Below are 23,734 nucleotides of genomic sequence, written 5' to 3' on the forward strand. Positions count from 1 at the left end.
TTAGTAACGAGCAGTGGTTCTCCCCCTTAATAAGGGGGAGCTAGAGGGGGTAAGCTCTTAACAGCTCTTAAACCTACTTCCCTTCAATCTTCGCCCAAGTATCACGAAGACCAACCGTACGGTTAAACACCAAAGACTCAGCAGTAGAATCTTTAGAATCCGCACAGAAGTAACCCATACGCTCAAACTGGTAACCTTGCTCAGCTTTCGCTGCCGCTAGGCTTGGCTCAACGAAGCCGTTAATCACAACCAGTGAATCTGGGTTGATGGTTTCAGCAAAGTTATCTGCCGCTGCCGGGTTTGCTACGGTAAACAGACGATCGTATTGACGAATCTCTGCAGGAAGACCTTTATCCGCTGATACCCAATGGATAACGCCTTTCACTTTACGGCCGTCTGCTGGGTTTTTACCTAGCGTTTCTGAATCGTAGCTACAGAAGATAGTGGTGATATTACCCGCGTCATCTTTCTCGATACGCTCAGCTTTGATCACATACGCGCCACGTAGACGAACTTCTTTACCTAGCACCAAACGCTTGTACTTCTTGTTCGCTTCTTCGCGGAAGTCTTCACGTTCAATCCAAACTTCACGAGTAAATGGAACTTCGCGAGTACCCATTTCTTCTTTATTTGGATGGTTAGCAAGCGTTAACGTCTCACCTTCGCCTTCGTAGTTTTCGATAACAATCTTAACAGGGTCAAGTACCGCCATCGCACGAGGTGCGTTCTCGTTTAGGTCTTCACGAATACAAGATTCTAGAGAACCAAACTCGATCATGTTTTCCTGCTTAGTCACACCAATACGCTTACAGAACTCACGAATTGATGAAGGCGTAAAGCCGCGGCGACGCAGACCAGAGATCGTCGGCATGCGTGGGTCATCCCAACCGTGAACCAATTTCTCAGTTACAAGTTGGTTTAGCTTGCGCTTAGACATCACTGTGTATTCAAGGTTTAGTCGGCTGAACTCGTACTGACGAGGCTGACAATCGATAGTGATGTTCTCAAGTACCCAATCGTATAGACGACGGTTGTCTTGGAACTCAAGCGTACATAGTGAGTGCGTAATGCCTTCTAGCGCATCTGAGATACAGTGAGTGAAGTCATACATCGGATAGATGCACCACTTGTCACCTGTTTGGTGGTGCTCAGCAAAGCGAACACGATATAGAACAGGATCGCGCATCACCATGAACGATGAGCCCATATCGATTTTTGCACGTAGACATGCCGTAGCTTCTTTGAAGCCGCCGTCACGCATTTTCTCAAACAGCGCTAGGTTTTCTTCAATTGAACGGTCGCGGTAAGGGCTTGGCTTACCTGGTGCGGTTAGCGTACCACGGTACTCGCGGATCTGCTCTGGACTTAGCTCGTCAACGTACGCTAAGCCTTTGTTAATTAATTCAACCGCATACTCGTAGAGCTTGTCGAAGTAGTTTGATGAATAGCACACTTCACCAGACCAATCGAAGCCCAACCAGCTTACATCATTCTTAATTGACTCAACGTATTCAACGTCTTCTTTTTCAGGGTTGGTGTCATCAAAGCGCAAGTTGCACTGACCCTGATAGTCCTGAGCAATACCGAAGTTCAAACAAATAGATTTCGCGTGACCGATGTGCAGGTAGCCATTTGGCTCCGGCGGGAAACGAGTATGCACGCTAGTATGCTTGCCATCCGCTAAATCTTTATCAATGATTTGGCGAATAAAGTTCGATGGACGAGCCTCAGCTTCACTCATCTATAACACCTCTATGTTTTAAGTATTGTCAGATATATAAACGCTAATGATCCACAATTCTTTGAGAAACCTCAACAAGAACTCGCATTTTCATTAGATTATTTTAGTACTGATTTATAGACAGGTGATTCGCAAGGTTCGGAAGGCATAAAAAAAGCCTCTCGGGAGAGAGGCTTTGGTATGGAAATCAATGAGTCAGAGAGTGATTATGGCAGTTTCACTTCTGATAGGTCTTCACCAGCGCCGATAGACTTCATTTCGCCAGCGATGATTTCTGCTAGAGGGCCAAGGATAACTTGTAGGTTGTTTTCACCTAGTTTAACCACACCTTTAGCACCTAGTTTCTTAAGAACCTTCTCGTCAGCAACAGAGCGGTCTTTAAGCGTTAGACGTAGACGAGTGATACAAGCATCGATAGACGTTAGGTTATCGTGACCACCTAGAGCTTTTAGGTATTGGCGAGCTAGGTCACCGCTTTTGCCTTCACCAGCTGCAACTTCTACTGCTTCGTCATCGTCTTCACGACCAGGCGACTTCAGGTTGAATGCGCGGATTGCGAAGCTGAATGTGAAGAAGTATAGAGCACCGAATGCTAGACCGATTAGTAGTAGTACGAATGGCTTAGTTGCTAGACCCCAGTTTAGGATAAAGTCGATTAGACCTGCAGAGAAGCCGAAGCCGTGTAGCGTACCGAACATGTTAGCAACCACTAGAGCAAGACCAGTAAATACTGCGTGCATTGCGTATAGAGCTGGAGCTAGGAATACGAACATGAATTCTAGTGGCTCAGTGATACCTGTTAGGAAAGAACAGAAAGCTACTGAGAATAGAGCGCCACCAACTTGGCTGCGTTTTTCAGCTGGCGCTGCTAGGTACATTGCTAGTGCCGCACCTGGTAGACCAAACATCATTACAGGGAAGAAGCCGTTCATGAATACGCCAGCGCCTTTATCGCCGCCGAAGTAGCGGTGTAGGTCACCAGACTTAACTGTTTCAGTTACTTCTTTCACTGTTGCAGTGATTTCAGGCGTTACTGAGTTAGCAAATTCGAATGTGTGAGACTGACCAGCGACTAGAGTCTTAGCAAGAGCAGGGTCAACACAAAGCTGTTGTAGTGCAGGAAGTGCTTGACCAGCAGCTTGAGCGCCAGTTACTAGAACTTCTTGACATGTACCCATGCCGAACCAGAAGTACGAGTTTAGTACGTGGTGTAGACCTACAGGGATAAGTGCACGGTTAAGTGTACCGTATACGAATTGGCCAACTGCGCCAGATGTAGATACTGCATGTGCTAGCGCGTCTAGGCCGCCTTGGATTGAAGGCCAAACCACACCGGATACTGCACCTGCGACTAGAGCAAACAGACCTGCCATGATAGGTACAAGTCGCTTACCAGAGAAGAATGCTAGCCACTCAGGCAGACGAGTTGCGTGGAACGCGTTGTAACAGTGACCTGCGATGATACCTGCGAAGATACCGCCGAAGAACGACATGTTTACGTCAGCGTTGATAGTTGTTGCTGTTGCTGTCAGTACGAAGTAAGCAACCGCACCAGCAAGACCTGCTGCACCGTTACCATCTTTAGAAAGACCAATTGCAATACCTAGACCGAAAAGAAGAGGCAATTGGCCGAAGATCGCACCACCAGCTTGTGCCATAAATGGAATGTCTAAAAGGTCGCCTTGACCCAAACGTAGTAGAAGCGCCGCAATTGGTAGCGTTGCGATAGGTAGCATCAATGCCTTACCTAGCTTCTGCGCATATCCTAGAATATTCACCTTAAGTTCCCCCTATAGGATTTGAATTTTTGGACGACTTATTTTAGCCGTTCAATTTAGTCCTATTCAGTGTATGGAATTAAATTCGCCCCGCAAATTAAAACCTTATCAATTGTGATCCTAATCACCAGTTTTTGCCAAAATACAGGCTTTTTGCTAGCGAGATCATAAAACTTATTTTATCATACGAAAAAATAGCCAAATCTAAGTAGGATTCTGGCCATGAGAGTTGCAAACACAAGCAGTTAAATTGCGATATAAATCAAGTTTTATACCGTATTGAAACGCTAAAAAATGATAATAACTCTCATGTAATCATTGAGTTACTTTGATTACTTTAACTATTTACAACTTGCTGACTAAAAAATTTGTTTCGTTACTAAGAGCTATAAATCAATATGATTCAAGCATTGCGTCGTAACGGGCTAGAGAGAATACAACACAAGGATTCACTAACTATGTATGCATTAACGAACGGTAAGGTCTTCACAGGTACTGATGTTCTGACCAATCATGCGGTGATCATTGATGGCGACACCATCCAATCTATCGTCCACGAATCAGAGCTGTCTGCCTCTATTGAGCGTATCGACCTTAACGGTGCGAACCTAAGCCCAGGTTTCATTGACCTACAGCTCAACGGATGTGGTGGTGTGATGTTCAATGACGAAATCACAGCAGAAACCATTCATATCATGCATAGAGCCAACCTAAAATCTGGCTGTACTAGCTTCCTACCAACGCTTATCACATCTTCTGATGAGAACATGCGTCAAGCTCTATCAGCAGCGCGCGACTACCACAACCAGTACCAAAATCACTCTCTAGGTCTGCACCTTGAAGGTCCTTACTTAAATGTAGCTAAAAAAGGCATCCACAGCCCGGACTTCATTCGTCAATCTGACGAAGCGATGATTGACTTGATCTGCGAGCATCGTGATTTGGTTGCCAAAGTAACGCTAGCGCCTGAGCAAAATGCACCAGAGCATATCGAGAAGCTTCGTGACGCGGGCATTGTTGTCTCTATCGGTCACACCAACGCCACTTATGAAGAAGCGCGTAAAGGTTTTGACGCAGGTATCACATTCGCCACTCACCTGTTCAATGCGATGACGCCAATGACAGGCCGTGAACCAGGGGTTGTAGGTGCAATCTACGACTCATCTGACGTATACGCGGGTATCATTGCTGATGGTTTCCACGTCGATTACGCTAATATTCGCATCGCGCATAAAGTGAAGGGTGAAAAGCTCGTATTAGTGACGGATGCCACAGCTCCGGCGGGTGCTGACATGGAATACTTTATTTTTGTCGGTAAGAAAGTATATTACAAAGATGGTAAGTGCGTAGATGAAAACGGCACCCTAGGTGGCAGCGCACTGACCATGATAGAAGCGGTTCAAAATACAGTTGAACACGCTGGTATCGCTTTGGACGAAGCTCTTCGCATGGCAACGCTCTACCCAGCAAAAGCCATGGGGGTCGACAATAAACTTGGTCGCATCAGAAACGGCATGGTGGCTAACCTGACGGTATTTGATAGAGACTTCAATGTTCAAGGCACGGTTGTTAACGGACAATACGAGCAAAATTAAGCATGAATGGCGGACAAATAGGTAACGTAGATTTAGTAAAACAACTCAATAGCGCAGCGGTTTACCGTTTGATAGACCAGCAAGGGCCTATTTCGCGTATTCAAGTTGCAGATGTCAGCCAGCTGGCGCCTGCGAGCGTTACCAAAATTACCCGCCAACTTCTTGAGCGCGGCCTCATTAAAGAGGTCGCTCAGCAAGCTTCAACCGGCGGCCGTCGCGCTATCTCCCTCACAACCGCGGTGGAGCCATTTCACTCAGTAGCTGTTCGCTTAGGTCGAGACTACATCTCTTTTTCTTTGTATGACCTAGGTGGCAAAGAGCTCGCGTTTTCTCACAAAGAGCTTTACTACACCAATCAAAACGAGCTAAGCGAAGGCTTACTTGTTGAGCTGCGTGAGTTCCTAAAAGAGCACAGCCCTAAAATCGAACAGTTGATTGCTATTGGCGTCACTCTGCCAGGTTTGGTTAACCCGACAACAGGTGTGGTCGAGTACGTACCGAATACCGACATCGATAAACTTGAGCTCGCCGATCTGGTCAAACAGCATTTCAAAGTCGAGTGTTTTGTTGGTAACGATGTGCGTGGCCTTGCGCTAGCCGAACATTACTTTGGTGCGAGCCGCGATTGCCAAGATTCAATCTTGGTCAGTGTTCACCGTGGTACCGGTGCAGGTATTATCGTTAACGGTCAAGTATTCCTAGGCCATAACCGCAACGTCGGTGAAATTGGGCACATCCAAATTGATCCGCTCGGTGAGCAATGTCAATGTGGCAACTTTGGCTGTCTTGAAACAGTCGCATCAAATCCTTCTATCGTTAAGCGCGTACGCACACTGATCGACCAAGGCTACGAGTCAACACTGGCGCTCAAAGAGCACATCACCATTGAAGATGTCTGCTCACACGCACTCAATGGTGACGAACTGGCGAAACAAAGCCTGGTTCGCGTGGGCAACCAGCTCGGTAAAGCCATTGCCATCACGATTAACTTGTTCAACCCACAAAAAGTGATCATCGCTGGTGACATCACCATGGCGAAGGACATTGTATTCCCGGCTATTCGTCGTAACGTTGAAAACCAATCTCTGACGACCTTCCACACTGACCTTCCGATTGTGGCGTCTGAAATTGATAAGCAACCAACGATGGGCGCTTTTGCGATGATCAAGCGAGCTATGCTTAACGGCGTTTTGTTACAAAAACTCCTTGAAGATTGAACAAATGTTGCGAAATAACTCAGCACGCTGAAGACAATTTCGAGTAGAATATAGGCCGCACAATCGTGCGGTCTTTTTTATCGTGGATAGTTAATAAAAAATATATGGAATTAATTCTCATCACTGTCGCCTTCGTCGCAGGCTTTCTCGCACTCAAATGCCAACTCCCCCCTTTAGTGGGCTTCCTGCTCGCTGGTTTCCTTTTGCATGACTTTGGCTTTGAGTCGACCCCCACTATTACCACTCTTGCCGATCTTGGTGTGACGCTATTGCTGTTTACCATCGGCCTGAAGCTCGATATTAAGACCTTACTGTCCAAAGAAATATGGGCAGGTGCCACCGTGCATAACTTACTCTCCACATTACTGTTCGCACTGTTATTGCTGGGGCTTAAGTTCCTAGGAGTGACTAGCCTTGCCAGCCTAGACATCAACCAACTCATTCTGCTTGGCTTTGCCCTATCCTTCTCAAGTACCGTATTTGCCGTCAAAACCTTGCAGGAAAAAGGCGAAATGAACGCCACCTACGGCACGCTCGCTATCGGTATCTTGGTGATGCAAGATATCTTCGCGGTGATTTTCTTGACCGCTTCCACCGGTAAGTTCCCAGAATGGTATGCCATCGCACTGTTTGGCTTACCGCTACTGCGCCCGCTGATGTTTAAGTTCCTTGATAAAGCCGGCCACGGCGAAATGCTGGTACTAAGCGGTATTTTCTTTGCACTAGTGATGGGAGCCGGTCTGTTCGAACTTGTTGGGATGAAAGCGGATTTAGGAGCGCTAATCCTTGGCATGTTGCTCGCCTCGCATCGCAAAGCCTCCGAGCTGTCAAAGTCTCTCTTTAATTTAAAAGAGCTGTTCCTCGTTTGCTTCTTCCTAAACATTGGCTTGGCCGACGAACCCACCATGCAGGGCTTTATACTTGGTGCGTTACTGGTGCTACTATTGCCACTCAAAGGCATACTCTACTTCGTTGTCATCAACGCCTTTAAGTTTCGCGTTCGCACCTGCCTTCTTACCACGCTCACGCTATTCAACTTTAGCGAGTTTGGTCTAATTGTTGGCGGCCTGGCTTTCAAGCTTGGTTGGATCTCGGGAGACATTTTAGTCGCACTCGCCATTGCAGTATCGCTGTCGTTTATCATCTCAGCACCACTAAATCGTGTTGGTCACGCCATTTATCTGCGCAGCGCCAAGTGGCTCAAAGAGCAAGCCGCTGAGAATATCAACACTCGCGATCAATTTATCAACCCTGGTGAAGCTCAAGTGTTGATTTTAGGTATGGGTCGTATTGGCAGTGGTGCCTACGATGAACTGTTCGAGCGTTATGGCAAAGTTTGTCTCGGCGTCGAGGTGCGAGAAGAGGCGGCTAAGCAGCATCAGCAAGAAGGTCGCAACGTCATAGCAGGTGATGCCACCGACCCAGACTTTTGGGAGCGCATCCTCGATACGGCTCATGTAAAACTGGTTTTACTCGCCATGCCCCACCACCAAGGGAACCAAACGGCGCTTGAACTGCTGCAAACCAAACAGTTTAAAGGTCAGGTTGCTGCGATTGCAGCTTACCCAGACCAACTTGCTGAACTCAAAGAGATGGGCGTAAGCGCTGCGTTTAACATATACAGCGAAGCCGGCAGCGGTTTTGCTCGCCACGTATGTGAACAGCTGCAACCTAACCTTAAATAATCGCCTTCAGTCAGCCACTTTTTAGTGGCTGACTTTTCCTTTTTGGTCAAAAAATAGCCCAAGTTAGAAAATATTCACCATAAATCAGTTTTTGGTAAATGAATTTTAAAAAGACTCCACTTTTATTTTATTTTTCATTCCTCACGGTTGCTTTTTTTTGAGCAGATGGCAAATTGAACTCAACAGCGTTAAATTTCATCTAAAAGGAAGTTGTATGTGTTCAGTATTTGGTATTTTAGACATTAAAAGCGATGCCGCTGCCCTACGTCCAGTGGCTCTTGAAATGTCTAAGAAACTTCGTCACCGTGGCCCAGATTGGTCCGGTATCTATGCCTCAGATAAAGCAATTCTAGCGCATGAGCGTCTAGCGATTGTTGGTCTAAACAGTGGCGCTCAACCTCTGTATAGCCAAGATAAAAAACACATCCTTGCTGTTAACGGTGAAATCTATAACCACAAAGAAATTCGTGCACGCTATGAAGGTAAGTACGAGTTTCAAACCGACTCTGACTGTGAAGTTATCCTAGCGCTTTACCAAGACATGGGTGCAGACCTTCTTGAAGAACTAAACGGTATCTTTGCCTTCGTACTTTACGATGAAGAGAAAGATGAGTACCTAGTAGGTCGTGACCACATTGGTATCATCCCGCTTTACCAAGGTTATGATGAACACGGCAACTACTACGTGGCATCAGAAATGAAAGCCCTAGTGCCTGTTTGTAAGACCATCAGCGAGTTCCCTCCTGGTTGTTTCTACGGCTCTAAAGATGCTGAACCTCAGCGCTACTACATTCGTGACTGGAACGAATATGCAGCAGTGCAAGGCAACTCCACCAGCAAAGAAGAGCTAACTGAAGCACTTGAAGCAGCAGTAAAACGTCAGCTTATGACTGACGTACCTTACGGCGTTCTACTCTCTGGCGGTCTAGATTCTTCTATTACTTCAGCGGTGGCTAAACGTTTTGCAGCTATGCGTATTGAAGATGATGAGCAATCTGCAGCATGGTGGCCTCAGCTTCACTCATTTGCGGTAGGTCTAGAAGGTGCACCTGACTTGAAAGCGGCTCGCGAAGTGGCTGACCAAATCGGTACCGTACACCACGAAATGACGTACACCATTCAAGAAGGTTTGGATGCGATCCGTGATGTTATCTATCACATCGAAACATACGACGTGACGACAATCCGCGCATCCACACCAATGTTCCTAATGGGTCGTAAGATCAAAGCAATGGGCATCAAGATGGTACTGTCTGGCGAAGGTGCTGATGAAATCTTCGGTGGTTACCTCTACTTCCATAAAGCGCCAAACGCGAAAGAGTTCCATGAAGAGACGGTTCGTAAACTGCTAGCCCTTAACATGTTCGACTGTGCTCGTGCTAACAAATCTCTAGCAGCTTGGGGCGTTGAAGGTCGGGTGCCATTCCTAGACAAAGAGTTTATCGATGTAGCGATGCGTCTAAACCCTGAAGACAAGATGTGTGGCAACGGTAAGATGGAAAAACACATCCTTCGTGAGTGTTTTGAGCATTACCTACCAGAGTCTATCGCATGGCGTCAAAAAGAGCAGTTCTCAGACGGCGTTGGCTACAGCTGGATTGATACGCTAAAAGAAGTCGCGGAAGCGAAGATCACAGACCAGCAAATGGAAACCGCGGCATTCCGCTTCCCATACAACACACCGACAACGAAAGAAGGTTATGCATACCGTGAAATCTTTGAAGAGTTGTTCCCGCTAGAGTCAGCAGCGAAATGTGTACCGGGTGGTCCATCTGTCGCTTGTTCTTCAGCGAAAGCGATTGAATGGGATGAGTCGTTCCAAAACTGTGTCGACCCATCGGGCCGCGCGGTACAAACGGTGCATAACGACGCTTACTAATCGCTAGACACAAAAAAACCAGCCTCGGCTGGTTTTTTTGTGTCTACAACTTAACCTGGATGACCATCTACCCTTGGCGTCACGAGCATTTTTCCAAAATAGAAAACATACATGGCAAACGCCAGCGTCCAGAGACCCGCACTCACATCGACAAGAATGAACATATGCTGCGGCCACAAGGCTACGCCAGCACTACGTATCACCGCCGCTACAATTACGGCAACAAACGCAATCGTCATATTCGGGCCTTTATATATTGCTCGCCCTGTGTGCCCCATCGTCACTCGGCTTATCATCGCAAGCACCACCCCACCCAGAGCACCAACCGCAAATAGATGCAACATTGCATGAGACGCAAACGCATCAGAGAGTAACCCGCGACTTAACAAGCTTAACGGCAAACAGAGATACGTCAGCATCAATGACCACACTAGCGGTTCAGAGAGAGTTAACCAAGGTTTCCATCGAGCCCAACGAGCCAACTGAGCGACACCGGCGACCAGCATCAACGGTTGACCTAACGTCGCAAAAGAGAGGGGGAAAAAGCTCAATACAAACAGGGCCAGCAACGGCAAGGTTGCCCCCCACTCCAACCACACAATAGGCTGAGGCTTGTCATACTGAAAACGGCGAGCAGCAAAGAACGGAATCACTCGACCGCCCATTATCGACAGCAATAAGGTAAACCACCATAACATTGCTTGCCATACTGCGCTTGAGCTAAACGGAGGCATGCCTTTGATCGTTGCGTAGCTAGCAAAGTTAGCAAAAATGGCCAACATAAACAGCGGGACAAAAAACAGGTTACGCCAGCCTTTTGATCGATAAACTCTAAAGCCGACTTCATAGGCCACCAATGCAATGAAAAGTGATTCAATCGATGAGATTAGCCACAAAGGCGTTGATGTCCAAAATAGTACTCTCGTTATCGTCCAAAGTGCCACCAATAACAACAGTCGATAATGTTTAGTGCCGTTCACTCCCGTCCAGGTCTGCACGGCAGTGAGCACAAAACCAACCACAATCGCCATCGAAAAACCAAAAATCATTTCATGAGCATGCCACCACAAGGCAGGTACCGCCAATGCGCTCGGCTGACCATGCTGAAACATCACAACCCAAGCGACAACCGCAAATACCGCGTAGATGCTTCCCAATAAGAAAAAAGGACGAAACCCTAAACGCAGCCACGCAGGAATGGCTTCTTCTGCCTTTTTATCAACGATGTTAATCATACCAATCACTCTATAATCCAATCTTGTTGACTAAAGCACAAAATGTACCAATTAAAAAAACTATAATTATCAGATACGTAAAAAGTACCTAGTCATAAAAAGAGTCCCATTGACACGGAGTGTATTTATGTCATTTTGACTCTAAAGGTGTCATGTGACTTAACTTCAATCGCCGACATTATTGTAACCTCGCCGGCGTGCGCCTTACCCCAAATGGAACAAAATTCGCTTTTTCACAGACAATAATTTCAAACTCAGTTTTTGCTGTGATTATTGTGTTGTGTTTATAGCCATTGAGAGTAAACTTGCCGCCCATTTAACCAAAACCCCAACAATACTAGGTGAAAACAATGTCGAACCGTGCTTCAGCGCTCAGTAATAGAATGAACATCGTTGCGCTGACGTGGCCTATTTTTATCGAGGTATTGCTGCGCACAGCCCTGAATACCACCGACGTATTCATGCTAAGTGGCTACTCCGATCAAGCGGTTTCTGCTGTCGGTGTGATCACTCAGATCAGCTTCTTCCTCATTGTGATCTCAATGATGGTCAGCAGTGGTACTGGGATCTTGATCGCTCAATACAATGGTGCCTCCAAATTCGCTGAGGCGGCACAAACAGGTGTCGCGAGTATTCTGCTGGCACTTGTTGTGGGTTTTGGATTGAGTTTAGCGCTATTTTTAGGTGCCGAGCATTTTATTGCCTTGTTTGGCCTAGAAGAGCAGGTGGCAGACTTTGGTTACGATTATCTGATCATCAGTGGTTCAATGACCTTTAACGTGACGCTGGGTATTGTACTGACGACCATTCTTCGCAGTCATGGCTATTCTCGCTCACCTATGATGATCAACCTGATCGCCGGTGTGATTAACATCGCAGGTAACTACATCGCCCTGTATCAGCCTTTTGGACTGCCTGTCTTTGGCGTCAGCGGTGTGGCTACCGCAACGGTGGTGAGTCAACTGATTGGTACTTTGCTGATGATTGGTATGGTGCGGGCGAAAAAAATCGAGCTACCCTTTGCCACATGGCGCGATATTCCAAATCAGCTTTATAAGAAAATCATTAAGATTGGCGTTATGAACGCTGGCGAAGTGCTGTCTTATAACATGGCGCAAATGGCGATTGTTTACTTTGTGGTGCAAATGGGTACCGCGTCATTGGCTGCGTTCACTTACACACAGAACATCACGCGTGTCTCGTTTGCTTTTGCCTTAGCGCTCGGTCAGGCGGGACAAATCCAAACCAGCTACTTCATAGGGAAAGGTTGGTCTGATGATATTCTCAATCGCGTGCAAAAGTACTATCTCGTCGGCCTTGCCGCATCGATCAGTATTGTGGTGAGCTTGTTTATCTTCCGCTACCCACTGATTGACCTGTTCACTCAAGATCCAGAGATCGTTACTTTAGTCGCACTTCTCATCGGTGGTTCTATTTTTGTTGAGTCTGGTCGCGTCTCTAACCTGATCTTTATCGCGGCTCTCAAAGGTGCAGGTGATATCAAGTTCCCGGTGCAAATGGGTATTTTAAGCATGTGGGGTGTTGCCGTTATGTTTGCCTACTTACTCGGTATTCACTGGGGCTACGGCATACTTGGCGCTTGGATAGCAATTGGTATGGATGAGTGGCTGCGTGGGATTGTGATGATCCGTCGCTGGCGCTCAAAGGTTTGGACACGCTTTGCGCTGACCTAGTCCTTCCGCACTCCCTAGACCTATCAATAAAGAGCTCGAGCCATCATGGCTCGAGCTACAAATTACTTTCTCGTATCGAACGCAGTATGGATCCATACAATGCTTCTTTAAGCCACTTGGCCTTATCGTTAAGCTGAGACTGCTTTGGCCAAATAAGGGAAATATCAAAATCCGCTACTGGAACAGGAGGAGGCACAGCAGTAAGGTGCGATTGCATCAAACTGATTTGCGCCATTTTTTCTGGAACGATGGCAAACATCGCTCGCCCACTGACAAGCCGACCAATCGTAAGGAAGTTGCGTGATACCGCAGTGACTGCGCGACTGAGTCCAACGGCATCCAAGTGCTTGTCCACATTACTTGAGAACGCGCCTTCTGGGCTAACCAAGCAGTGAGGTAAAGAGACGAAGGTTTCGATATCGACCTGTTCAATATTTACCATAGACTGGTCATATATGCAGACATGCTTCTCGGTGTACAACTTCTGACTTGCAAACTGCTCATCAAGTTCAGGAATGCTACCAATGATCATATCTAGGCTCTCCTGCTCACTAAGTTGCTTGTAGCTGTTTCGGTTCACATTGACAAAGCTAACTCGAGAATGAGGCGCATCGGACAAAATGGCATCGTAAATCACGGGTCCGAAAATGAACTCGGCATAATCGGTCAAACCAATTTTACACACCCCTCGATACTCACTAGATTCAAATTCACTGCTAGGTAGCACCTTATGCTCAACCAGATTAAGGATTTGTTCCACAGCAGGAAATAGCTCACTCGCTCTCTCAGTGGGCACCATTTGATGCCCTTTGCGCTCAAATAGCTTGTCCCCACACAGTTCACGCAGTTTTGCCAAGCTATGACTCATCGCAGACTGACTGACAAAGCATTTTTGTGCAGCGAGCGACACACTTCGTGTCTGATACAGCCGATAAAATACAATCAGTAAGTTGAGATCTATACGTTTCCAGTCCAGTTTTCTTGTCCCATTTTATTCATAGTAGATATCAAAACTATCGATTTGAATCATTATATCTCAGGCTCTACTATCAGTACCAACTGAAAATTTGATTATCAATTGGGTTATATTTTGTCTACTCAACCTTCCGCTGCGCAAAACGAAGCACATGACAATGAGCAAACATCACTGTTTGCTATCTTCAAAATCTTTTTCGGCCTTGGCTGGGTGAGCTTTGGCGGACCTGCAGCGCACATTGGCTATTTTCGCAACACCTTCGTTGAAAAGCTCGGCTGGCTACGTGATGAAGAGTACGCTCAGATCGTTGCTCTGAGTCAGTTCCTCCCAGGCCCCGGCTCGAGTCAGGTTGGTTTTGCCGTGGGGTATCAACGCGCTGGCCTTGGTGGGGGCATCATGGCTTTTTGGGGCTTCACCTTACCTTCCGTGATACTTATGTTGCTTCTAGCGGTACTCAGTAGCCAGCTTACTGAATCCAGCTATTTTCAAAATGTCGTACATGGTTTGAAATTATTGGCTGTACTCGTGGTGGCCGATGCTGCATGGGGTATGTACAAGAATTTCTGTAAATCTCCGCTCACTGTCACTTTATGTATCGGTACCGCCATTGCCCTACTGCTATTTCAAAGCGTCGCAAGCCAAGTGTTGGTACTCGTGATTGCTGCAGCTGTTGGCGTGCGCTATCTCGCCCATGGTAATGTCACCAAAGACAAGCCAGCCTCTGCCACCCGCTCATTTTCATGGCTACCACTTGCAAGCTTTTTTGTGTTGCTGCTCACTCTTCCCCTTGTTGGCACATACTCATCATCGGTACAGCTATTTTCCGATTTTTATCAAGCGGGTAGTCTAGTGTTTGGCGGCGGGCATGTGGTTCTGCCATTGCTGCAAAATATTGTTGGCGATCAGCTTACGCAAGATGCCTTTTTGACCGGGTATGCTGCTGCTCAAGCCGTTCCAGGCCCAATGTTTACCTTTGCTACCTATATCGGTTATGAGCTTATGCCGTCAGCGCCTTTGCTCGGTGCCATCATTGCTACCCTTGGCGTTTTTGTGCCTGGCTTTCTACTGCTTGTTGGCGTGCTGAAAAACTGGCAACAACTGGCTGCTATTCCTGCTGTATCCGGTGCATTGGTTGGCGTCAATGCTGCTGTGGTGGGACTGCTGCTGTCCGCTCTGTATCAACCGGTGTTTACTAGCGCAGTCATCACACCGCTCGATCTTTGCTGGGTGCTATTAGGAGCACTATTAATGAAGCAGTTCAAGTTACCGATCGTTTGGATGGTCATCTACTTTGCTGCTGCCGGATTCATGGCGCCAAGTGTTGCAAATTTAATCTAAATCAAAGTTATAGCGGATTACTGCTGTGATAGCTCGCAACCTATTAAAAGCATTTCTACACTAATTATTGGGGGCAAATGCCCCCTGTGATACTAGCAATAAAAGGGTTAATGGTAATAAAAGACAATTAATGACTCAATTCACCTAAGACATGCATGCTCCATCAGAGTAAACACCACTCGATATGCCTCCATGACAAAGGGTGATATTCAGGAGGTGAGTTATGGATAGCACAAAACTAGGTCAATCTCTGCATACGAGCTCAAATGCCGATACTATTGGTGAAGCGATTAAACACACCCATCGCAAAATCTCTCATCAAGCTCCTGAAATTGTACGACTGGCTTTTGCCAGTTACGACGATGTGCGAGGCACACTGAAGACTTTTGCGCACAGCACAGAACTTGGCAGCCCACTACTTCATTACAGTGCGCCAATCAACAGTCAGTCCTCTCTTGGTAAAAGCATTACTCGCCAACAAGCGCGGGTGCTCAATGACATCCCATCAACCGTAACCAGTGCTAGTAGACATTCACATTGGTTGCTCGAACAAGGCTATCAATCATCGTTAACGCAACCTATTTTCGATGATGGCCAATTTCTTGGCATGCTGTTCTACGATGCCACTCAACCGCACTACTTTGACTCCGCGACCCGAGAAGAACTCGTCGCCCACTCAGCACCTCTGCTCGAAGTGATTACTCATCAACGTCGCTGCGTCAACGCGATGACAGACTTGGGTCATGTAGTGAGACGCACCAACTTTGAGCACCAAGATGAGAGCTTAGATCACGCCTACCGGGTTGGTCAGTTTGCTCATATTATCGGCACCGAGCTTGCGCAGCTTTATCAGTTGGATGATGAAACTTTGGATCATATCGTGCAGTTTGCTCAGTTGCATGATATTGGAAAATACTCAGCGCTTGGCACCTCTTCGCAAAGTCTATGGCTTGAAGATTGGGGGAATCACTTACAACTGACCGCTCAAATCCAACACGGTTTAAATCTAGTTAATGATTTGGCACGACAAATCCATGAGCAGCAACACACCTGTGTGCAATTGCTACGTGACATCATTCAATATCATCATGAATATTTAGATGGCAGTGGCGCCCCACTTGGTTTGCGCCACGCTGACATACCAGTGTCAGCTCGCATTGTTACTGTTGCTAACATTTTTGATGCTCTAACAAGTCATCGCTATTACAGCGAATCTTGGTCATTGACTCACGCCCTGCTTGAGCTCGAAAAAATGGTGGCCATGGGCAAGCTTGATGGTAATTGTGTACAAGCACTTCGAGCCCAGCAAGACGCTGTCAGGCTTGTGATGCAGTCGGCTCACGTACCAAGAGTTTAACGCTCATGTAAGCGCAAGTGATCTCATAGCTTGCGCTCGATGTTGAAGTGACTCCTCGTAAACAGATCTGAGTTTTTACTCAAATTATGTGCTAAAGGCCTCATTTATCAGTCACTCCCTTCTTGCAGTCCCTAATCACAGTGACTAGTATTGTATTGTTAACAATCAATTAACATAACTACAACTATAAAATCTATCGTTCTACACGCAAACGGAGTTCAAGAATGATACAGCCTAATAACGAAACGACTACTTCTAGCTGTACGCTACCGCCGCCCAATGAAATGATCCTAAAGTGGGCGCATGAAAAACCGAATGAGGTTTACCTCAAACAGATCATCAATCGTGAGTTCGTAGAATTTACTTATGCCGATGTTGCTGATAAAGCGCTGAGACTCGTCAGCGCACTACGATCACTTGGGGTGCAGCCGGGTGATAAAGTCGCACTGATATCGAAAAACTGTGCTGAATGGTTCATCTGTGATTTAGCCATGATGCTTGGCGATTATGTCAGCGTACCTATTTTCCCAACGGCCGGCCCTGACACTATTGAGTACTGCTTAACACACAGTGAGAGTAAAGCGCTTATTGCCGGTAAGCTTGATGACCCAACGGCAACCAGTGAAGTCATCAGTGGACTGGATTCGCTTATCACCGTTTCACTGCCTTACGATACAGCGCCGAGCTGCCAACACAGCTTTACTCAGCTTGTAGCGGATCATCAGCCAAGTGAAGAGCGTCCAGTGCACTATGACGACAAACTGATGTCTTTGGTTTATACCTCTGGTACATCTGGTCTTCCAAAAGGGGCGATGCTGACTTATGGCGCATTCAACTGGTCAGTACAAAGGTTGATTGACCACATAGGAATTGAGCCCAACGACCGCTTATTCTCATACCTACCACTGGCACACATTACAGAACGTGTCTACATCTTCGGCTCGTCGGTCATCGGTGGCGTACCAACAGCTTTCCCAGAATCTCTCGATACCTTTATCGAAGATGTGAAGATGCAGCGCCCAACGCTGTTTATCTCAGTACCACGATTGTGGAACTTGTTCCAACAGCGAATCCAAGACAAGCTGCCACAGAAAAAGCTCAACATCTTACTGAAGATCCCATTTGTAAATTCACTTATTAAGAAGAAGCTCGCCGATGGCCTAGGCTTAGACCAAGCTCGTGTGTTGGGCTGCGGATCAGCGCCAGTATCGCCAGCTCTACTTGAGTGGTATCACAGTGTCGGCCTTAACATTACTGAAGCTTGGGGGATGACCGAATCGTTCGCCTACAGCACGATTAATCATCCATTCAGAGCCGACAAAATTGGTAGCGTGGGTAATGGAGGGCCAGGGATTGAGCTGAAAATTGCCGACGATGACGAGATCATGGTGCGCAGTCAGGGTATGTTCTCCGGCTACTACAAAAATGACATTGCCACTCAGGAGTCTTTTGACAGCGACGGTTGGCTGCATACCGGTGATATTGGTGTTATCGATAGCGAAGGCTATTTAACCATTCGCGGCCGTAAGAAAGACACTTTTAAAACAGCAAAAGGTAAGTTCGTTGCTCCTGTACCGATTGAGAACAAGCTCGCAGAATACAGTCGCGTCGAGATGATGTGTCTGATCGGACTAGGCCTGCCAGCGCCTATCTTATTGGTCGTGCCTCACGACTTCCCTAACTTTGACCGTGAGCGCTACGCACGAACCGCAGAGCGCGTCATCAAGCGTATGAACCAAGAGCTAGAGTCCCATGCTCAAATCAAAGGTGTGTTGATGGTCAAGGAGCCATGGAGCATTGAAAATGGCTTGCTAACCCCTACCTTGAAAATTAAACGTCATCTTCTCGAGCAGAAATACCACGAAGTGGGTCAAAACTGGCCTAAAGGTCAGTTGGTGGTGTGGGAAGAGTAACTACTCTTTAATCAAGAATAGGCGACCTCAAGGTCGCCTATTTTATTTCCAGAAAGGTCTATGACTTTCTTGTTTCGCCTCATAGGGGCTAATGCCGACATCATCAAGCAATCGGTCTGACATCTCTGCAAGTGCTTTTCGAGTTCTGTAATTTCGATACCAAACGCTAAGTACAGTTAAGATATTCTTTCTCAGTTGAAATCCATCGTTTTCCAGCTCTGTACATTCGAGCTTCGTAATTGTTCTGTCCATTTGTTTTCCCTCCGTCTTTTTGTATAATTTTTATGCACACAGAGAAAACTGACAAACGATCTATCCTGCCATTGAGTTAAGGAAAACTTAAGTGAAAGAAAAACTCCCTCCACTACAAGGGCTGTATTATTTCTATCAAGCAGCCAAGCTTGGCAGCTTTAAAGATGCGGCAGCAACGCTTTATGTCTCGGCAGCGGCGATTAGCCAGCAGATACGGCAGTTAGAAGAGCAGCTTGGTTGCGAACTGTTTTATCGACAGCACAGAAAAGTCATGCTCACTGCTGAAGGGCACTTGCTCTTTAAGGAGTTGAGTCAGGGGTTTGAACATATCCTGCGCGGCGTTCAGAGCATTCATAACGACGCAGAGCCCAATCGGCTTTCAATCTCCACCCTTCCCTCTTTTGCGCAGCATTGGTTGGTGCCTAGAATTCAGAGCTTTCGTGAGCAGCATTCAGAACTTAGTCTGCTACTCGAACCAAACAACAAACTGGTTACTTTCAAAGACGATTCAGTGGATATCTGTATTCGCTATGGTGAGGGGCATTACCCGGATGTAGAGAGCCGACTTTTGATGGAGGATATTATCTATCCCGTTTGCCATCCCCTGTATCAGCAGCAATATGGAATCCACACTATCCATGATCTGCATAAAGCCGACTTAATTGAAGATACATGGCCTGATATGGATTGGAGTTTATGGCTCAATCATGTCGGCGCGCCTATTGGCACGCGAACGCTCCAGTATAATGGGGCGCACTTTGTGGTAGAGGGGGCACTGTCTGTACAAGGTGTCGGATTGATTAAACATAGCCTGGCTTATCGATACATTAAAGAAGGGACATTAGTTCGTATTGGCGATTTCGCATTAAAGCCTCGATTCGCCTACTACGTATGTGCACCGGTAAATCATTTCAATCGCCCTAAAATCCAAACTTTTTTATCTTGGCTAAGCAAAGAAGTGGATGAGTTTAAGCGCTGTGATATGTCGCACCTCACCATCATCGATACCGACTACGTTCTAAGACCAAGCTCTCTGTAGAACCTAATAATTAAGCTATAAAAAAACCCGCCGAATGGCGGGTTTTTACTATCTGAAGTTAAAGACCAATTACTTGTTGTCTTCTTTCGCTTTAGCGATAACTTCTTCAGCAACGTTTGCTGGACATGGTGCGTAGTGTTCGAACTCCATAGAGAACTGACCACGACCTGAAGTGATAGTACGTAGGTGACCGATGTAGCCAAACATTTCTGATAGAGGAACGTTAGCTTTAATACGAACACCAGTAGTACCAGCTTGCTGGTCTTTGATCATACCACGACGACGGTTAAGGTCACCGATTACGTCACCAACGTGATCTTCTGGAGTGAACACGTCAACGTGCATGATTGGCTCAAGAAGCTGTGCACCAGCTTTTGGCATAGACTGACGGAATGCACCTTTCGCTGCGATTTCGTAAGCGATTGCCGAAGAGTCAACTGCGTGGAATGAACCGTCGAATAGCTCAACTTCTACGTCTAGCGTAGGGAAGCCAGCTAGAACACCGTTGTCCATCATGCTCGCGAAGCCTTTCTCAACTGCTGGCCAGAATTCCTTAGGAACGTTACCACCAACAACTGAAGAAGAGAACGTGAAGCCAGAGTTCGCTTCGCCTGGTTTGATACGGTAGTCGATTTTCGCGAACTGACCAGAACCACCAGATTGCTTCTTGTGCGTGTAGCTATCTTCAACTGGTTGAGTGATAGTTTCACGGTAAGCTACCTGTGGTGCACCTACTTCTAGCTCAACGCCGTAAGTACGCTTAAGGATGTCTACCTTGATGTCTAGGTGAAGTTCACCCATACCTTTAAGGATAGTTTCACCTGAATCTTCATCAGTCTCAACTTGGAAAGATGGATCTTCTGCAACCATTTTACCGATCGCGATACCCATTTTCTCAGTAGAACCTTTGTCTTTTGGAGAAACAGCAATAGAAATTACTGGTTCTGGGAAGATCATAGCTTCTAGAGTACATTCGTGCTTAGGATCACATAGAGTGTGACCAGTTTGAACGTTCTTCATACCAACAACAGCGATGATGTCACCAGCTTGTGCTTCAGTAAGTTCGTTACGCTCGTCAGCCTGCATCTCACACATACGACCGATACGCTCTGTTTTACCAGTCGCAGAGTTAAGGATAGTGTCACCCTTCTTCAAGCGGCCTGAGTAAATACGGATGAACGTAAGAGCACCGAAACGGTCGTCCATGATTTTGAACGCTAGTGCGCGTAGTGGCTCATCTACAGATACTGTAGCAACTTCACCAGTTGGCTCGCCAGTTTCTGGATCTGTTAGAGGTTGTGGGTCAACTTCAGTTGGAGCTGGTAGGTAATCTACAACAGCGTCAAGGATTAGCTGAACACCTTTGTTCTTAAATGCAGAACCACAGAATGTTGGGAAGAACGCTAGGTCACGAGTACCTTTACGGATACAACGCTTAAGGTCTTCGATAGAAGGCTCTTCACCTTCCATGTAAGCTTCCATTAGGTCGTCGTCTTGCTCTACAGCAGTCTCAACTAGCTCTTCACGGTAAGCTTCTAGATCGTCAACCATATCAGCTGGAACGTCTTGAACTTCGTAGTTTTCTGGAAGACCAGAATCATCCCAAACGTAAGCTTTACGGTTTAGTACGTCTACAACACCAACGAAATCGTCTTCACGACCGATAGGCAGAGTCATTACTAGTGGGTTAGCACCTAGAACGTTCTTAACTTGGTCAACAACGTTAAAGAAGTCTGCACCCATACGGTCTAGTTTGTTAACGAAGATCAGACGAGATACTTCTGATTCGTTAGCATAGCGCCAGTTTGTCTCTGACTGAGGCTCAACACCACCAGAACCACAGAATACACCGATACCGCCGTCTAGTACTTTAAGTGAACGATATACTTCAACTGTAAAGTCAACGTGTCCCGGAGTATCGATAACGTTTAGGCGGTGGCCATTCCACTCACAAGTTACCGCAGCAGACTGGATTGTGATACCACGCTCAGCTTCCTGCTCCATGAAGTCAGTTGTAGACTCACCGTCGTGTACTTCACCAGTTTTGTGGATTTTACCAGTAAGCTTAAGGATACGCTCAGTGGTGGTAGTTTTACCCGCATCAACGTGCGCGAAAATACCAATGTTTCTGTACTTTGATAAATCTGCCATTGTCTTACTCTGTTTATAAGGTATAAATTGCGCGCAGAGTATATCACAATCTGTAAAGACCGATACCTCTGCGTGCATGTGTATTAAAAAAAAGTTACCCGAACCCGACTCGATAACACGCCACCTTGGGAGAAATGGTCTCTCAAGGCTTACGTCATCAAGCTTCAACGGGTTTGGGAGTTGTTACCAGATCGCAGTTAATTTTAGCTGCTCTTGGTGATTTTTCGATGTCATTTCGCAAAATCATACTTTCGTTGGCGGTATTCTACCTGAATTCAAGCAAAAACCACCATTAAAGTTCATCAAATGCTGAAATCGCTTCTGAAAGCTTCTTCACGCCGTGGATCTGCATGCCTTCAATGCCGCCTTTTGGCATGTTCGCCGCTGGAACAATCGCTTTTTTAAAGCCGTGTTTAAACGCTTCCATTAAACGCTCCTGGCCACTTGGTACCGGACGAATTTCACCCGCAAGACCCACTTCACCAAACACAACCACATCTTTTGGCAATGGACGGTCACGGAAACTGGAAAGCAGTGCCATAACTAAAGCAAGGTCAGCGCTGGTTTCTGTCACCTTCACACCACCCACTACATTGACGAATACATCTTGATCCGCCATTTGAAGCCCTCCGTGCTTGTGCAGTACCGCTAGTAGCAACGACAAACGGTTTTGCTCAAGACCAACAGCCACTCGGCGCGGGTTCGCCAGTTGGCTATAATCCACCAGCGCTTGGATCTCAACAAGCAGCGGACGAGTCCCCTCCCAAACCACCATCACCGAACTGCCCGAAGTTTCTTCTTCACCACGAGACAGGAAGATAGCCGACGGGTTACTGACTTCTTTTAAGCCCTGCCCTGTCATTGCGAACACACCCAGCTCATTCACCGCGCCAAATCGGTTCTTGTGGCTGCGAAGTGTTCTAAATCGGCTATCGGTGCCCCCATCGAGAAGTACGGAACAGTCAATAATGTGCTCGAGCACCTTAGGGCCAGCTAACGTACCGTCTTTAGTTACGTGGCCAACAATGAAAATCGCCACATTATTTTGTTTTGCATAACGGGTTAATGCCGTCGCCGATTCGCGAACTTGAGCCACACTACCAGGAGACGACTGAACATCAGCCACATGCATAACTTGAATCGAGTCGATGACCATCAACTTTGGCTGTTCTTTTTCAGCGATTTGGCAAATACGATCGACATTGGTTTCAGACAGCATCTTAAGATGCTCTTTAGGCAGCCCTAAACGAGAAGCTCGCATCGCTACCTGCTGAAGCGACTCTTCACCAGTAACATAAAGTGTCGGCATCTGTGAGGATAACCAACACATCGCTTGCAATAGGAGTGTCGACTTACCCGCACCTGGGTTACCACCAATCAGAATCGCTGCGCCTGGAACCACGCCGCCACCTAACACTCTATCTAGCTCTTTGAAGCCGCTAGTAAAACGTGGCACCTCTTGCAGGTCAATCTCAGACAGAGTTTGAATCGTCGATTCGTTTGCACCACCAGCATAGCCCGTTAGTCGCTCGTTGCGCGCGACTTGCGGAGATGCCGCTAAACGCACCTCACTGATCGTATTCCAACTGCCACAAGCATTACATTGCCCCTGCCAGCGTGGGAAATCTGCGCCACAATCATTACACACATAAGCTCTTTTCGCTTTTGCCATATTTTGAACTAACCTACTTACTCTGGTGCTATAAATGCACTGGGTTGCATTAATTATTGATTAATCTATTAGTTTTGAGCATCCAAACGCTCAAAGTATTGTCAAGTTATGACAATACACAAAGAATAAGGTGCAAGAATAACTTATCTTTCTTGTACATACCGTTAAGGTTTTCGGCATGGTAGCCGATATAGGGCATTACGCTGTACTTA

16 protein-coding genes are annotated in these 23,734 nt (G+C 46.7%); 9 read left to right on the plus strand and 7 right to left on the minus strand.

Features of this window, described 5'->3' with window-relative positions; translation table 11 throughout:
* Positions 1-73: 73 nt before the first annotated feature.
* Both glnS and nagE read right to left on the minus strand, forming a co-directional pair.
* Entirely contained in the window at positions 74-1,741 is a 1,668-nt protein-coding gene (gene glnS, locus ACVA6Q_RS09595; RefSeq protein ID WP_446647362.1) for a glutamine--tRNA ligase, read from the minus strand.
* 206 nt (positions 1,742-1,947) lie between these two features.
* The gene (gene nagE, locus ACVA6Q_RS09600; protein WP_353496938.1) at positions 1,948-3,519 is read right to left on the minus strand and encodes an N-acetylglucosamine-specific PTS transporter subunit IIBC; all 1,572 of its coding nucleotides are present in this window, start codon (positions 3,517-3,519) and stop codon (positions 1,948-1,950) included.
* 458 nt (positions 3,520-3,977) lie between these two features.
* Between nagE and nagA the strand changes: the two genes are divergently transcribed.
* From nagA to asnB, 4 genes are all read left to right on the plus strand, one after another.
* Entirely contained in the window at positions 3,978-5,114 is a 1,137-nt protein-coding gene (gene nagA, locus ACVA6Q_RS09605) for an N-acetylglucosamine-6-phosphate deacetylase (RefSeq protein WP_353496939.1), read from the plus strand.
* A gap of 2 nt (positions 5,115-5,116) precedes the next feature.
* Positions 5,117-6,331, plus strand: a complete 1,215-nt coding sequence (gene nagC / locus ACVA6Q_RS09610; RefSeq protein ID WP_446647363.1) for a DNA-binding transcriptional regulator NagC — start codon at positions 5,117-5,119, stop codon at positions 6,329-6,331.
* A gap of 104 nt (positions 6,332-6,435) precedes the next feature.
* Positions 6,436-8,016: a cation:proton antiporter domain-containing protein gene (locus ACVA6Q_RS09615; RefSeq protein WP_446647364.1), complete on the plus strand. Its 1,581-nt coding sequence runs from the start codon at positions 6,436-6,438 to the stop codon at positions 8,014-8,016.
* A 214-nt stretch (positions 8,017-8,230) separates the two neighbouring features.
* Complete coding sequence (gene asnB / locus ACVA6Q_RS09620) at positions 8,231-9,895, plus strand: asparagine synthase B (RefSeq protein ID WP_446647365.1); 1,665 nt, start codon at positions 8,231-8,233, stop codon at positions 9,893-9,895.
* A 50-nt stretch (positions 9,896-9,945) separates the two neighbouring features.
* Here the strand turns inward: asnB and ACVA6Q_RS09625 are convergent, their stop codons facing one another.
* Positions 9,946-11,130 (minus strand): NnrS family protein, encoded by a 1,185-nt coding sequence (locus tag ACVA6Q_RS09625; protein WP_446647366.1) that lies wholly within the window; start codon positions 11,128-11,130, stop codon positions 9,946-9,948.
* 350 nt (positions 11,131-11,480) lie between these two features.
* On the opposite strand from ACVA6Q_RS09625, the gene ACVA6Q_RS09630 reads away from it, so the two are divergent.
* Positions 11,481-12,824, plus strand: coding sequence for an MATE family efflux transporter (locus ACVA6Q_RS09630; RefSeq protein ID WP_353496943.1), 1,344 nt, complete (start codon positions 11,481-11,483; stop codon positions 12,822-12,824).
* 55 nt (positions 12,825-12,879) lie between these two features.
* Here ACVA6Q_RS09630 and ACVA6Q_RS09635 read toward each other — a convergent pair whose 3' ends face one another.
* Positions 12,880-13,800: a LysR family transcriptional regulator gene (locus ACVA6Q_RS09635; protein ID WP_446647500.1), complete on the minus strand. Its 921-nt coding sequence runs from the start codon at positions 13,798-13,800 to the stop codon at positions 12,880-12,882.
* A 171-nt stretch (positions 13,801-13,971) separates the two neighbouring features.
* Between ACVA6Q_RS09635 and chrA the strand changes: the two genes are divergently transcribed.
* The 3 genes from chrA to ACVA6Q_RS09650 all read left to right on the plus strand — a co-directional run bounded on the left by chrA (position 13,972) and on the right by ACVA6Q_RS09650 (position 18,408).
* The gene (gene chrA, locus ACVA6Q_RS09640) at positions 13,972-15,138 is read left to right on the plus strand and encodes a chromate efflux transporter (RefSeq protein WP_446647501.1); all 1,167 of its coding nucleotides are present in this window, start codon (positions 13,972-13,974) and stop codon (positions 15,136-15,138) included.
* A 223-nt stretch (positions 15,139-15,361) separates the two neighbouring features.
* Positions 15,362-16,495 carry an HD domain-containing phosphohydrolase gene (locus tag ACVA6Q_RS09645; protein ID WP_446647367.1) on the plus strand — a complete coding sequence of 378 codons (1,134 nt, stop codon included), beginning with the start codon at positions 15,362-15,364 and terminating at the stop codon, positions 16,493-16,495.
* 224 nt (positions 16,496-16,719) lie between these two features.
* Positions 16,720-18,408, plus strand: a complete 1,689-nt coding sequence (locus tag ACVA6Q_RS09650) for an AMP-binding protein (RefSeq protein WP_353496946.1) — start codon at positions 16,720-16,722, stop codon at positions 18,406-18,408.
* Positions 18,409-18,450: 42 nt separating this feature from the next.
* Here ACVA6Q_RS09650 and ACVA6Q_RS09655 read toward each other — a convergent pair whose 3' ends face one another.
* Positions 18,451-18,660: a DUF1127 domain-containing protein gene (locus ACVA6Q_RS09655; protein ID WP_353496947.1), complete on the minus strand. Its 210-nt coding sequence runs from the start codon at positions 18,658-18,660 to the stop codon at positions 18,451-18,453.
* Between the two features lie 91 nt (positions 18,661-18,751).
* Between ACVA6Q_RS09655 and ACVA6Q_RS09660 the strand changes: the two genes are divergently transcribed.
* Positions 18,752-19,699, plus strand: a complete 948-nt coding sequence (locus ACVA6Q_RS09660; protein ID WP_446647368.1) for a LysR substrate-binding domain-containing protein — start codon at positions 18,752-18,754, stop codon at positions 19,697-19,699.
* 69 nt (positions 19,700-19,768) lie between these two features.
* On the opposite strand, the gene fusA is transcribed toward ACVA6Q_RS09660, so the two are convergent.
* Complete coding sequence (gene fusA / locus ACVA6Q_RS09665) at positions 19,769-21,850, minus strand: elongation factor G (RefSeq protein ID WP_446647369.1); 2,082 nt, start codon at positions 21,848-21,850, stop codon at positions 19,769-19,771.
* A gap of 292 nt (positions 21,851-22,142) precedes the next feature.
* Positions 22,143-23,522 carry a DNA repair protein RadA gene (radA, locus tag ACVA6Q_RS09670; RefSeq protein ID WP_338165214.1) on the minus strand — a complete coding sequence of 460 codons (1,380 nt, stop codon included), beginning with the start codon at positions 23,520-23,522 and terminating at the stop codon, positions 22,143-22,145.
* Positions 23,523-23,734: the final 212 nt, after the last annotated feature.

The sequence above is a fragment of the Vibrio sp. DNB22_10_4 genome (assembly GCF_052879755.1).

Bases quoted from the DNA above. Each gene is read 5' to 3' on its own strand.
- glnS (WP_446647362.1), bottom strand. From the start codon at position 1,741: ATGAGTGAAGCTGAGGCTCGTCCATCGAACTTTATTCGCCAAATCATT.
- nagA (WP_353496939.1), top strand. From the start codon at position 3,978: ATGTATGCATTAACGAACGGTAAGGTCTTCACAGGTACTGATGTTCTG.
- nagC (WP_446647363.1), top strand. From the start codon at position 5,117: ATGAATGGCGGACAAATAGGTAACGTAGATTTAGTAAAACAACTCAAT.
- ACVA6Q_RS09615 (WP_446647364.1), top strand. From the start codon at position 6,436: ATGGAATTAATTCTCATCACTGTCGCCTTCGTCGCAGGCTTTCTCGCA.
- asnB (WP_446647365.1), top strand. From the start codon at position 8,231: ATGTGTTCAGTATTTGGTATTTTAGACATTAAAAGCGATGCCGCTGCC.
- ACVA6Q_RS09625 (WP_446647366.1), bottom strand. From the start codon at position 11,130: ATGATTAACATCGTTGATAAAAAGGCAGAAGAAGCCATTCCTGCGTGG.
- ACVA6Q_RS09630 (WP_353496943.1), top strand. From the start codon at position 11,481: ATGTCGAACCGTGCTTCAGCGCTCAGTAATAGAATGAACATCGTTGCG.
- ACVA6Q_RS09645 (WP_446647367.1), top strand. From the start codon at position 15,362: ATGGATAGCACAAAACTAGGTCAATCTCTGCATACGAGCTCAAATGCC.
- ACVA6Q_RS09650 (WP_353496946.1), top strand. From the start codon at position 16,720: ATGATACAGCCTAATAACGAAACGACTACTTCTAGCTGTACGCTACCG.
- ACVA6Q_RS09655 (WP_353496947.1), bottom strand. From the start codon at position 18,660: ATGGACAGAACAATTACGAAGCTCGAATGTACAGAGCTGGAAAACGAT.
- fusA (WP_446647369.1), bottom strand. From the start codon at position 21,850: ATGGCAGATTTATCAAAGTACAGAAACATTGGTATTTTCGCGCACGTT.
- radA (WP_338165214.1), bottom strand. From the start codon at position 23,522: ATGGCAAAAGCGAAAAGAGCTTATGTGTGTAATGATTGTGGCGCAGAT.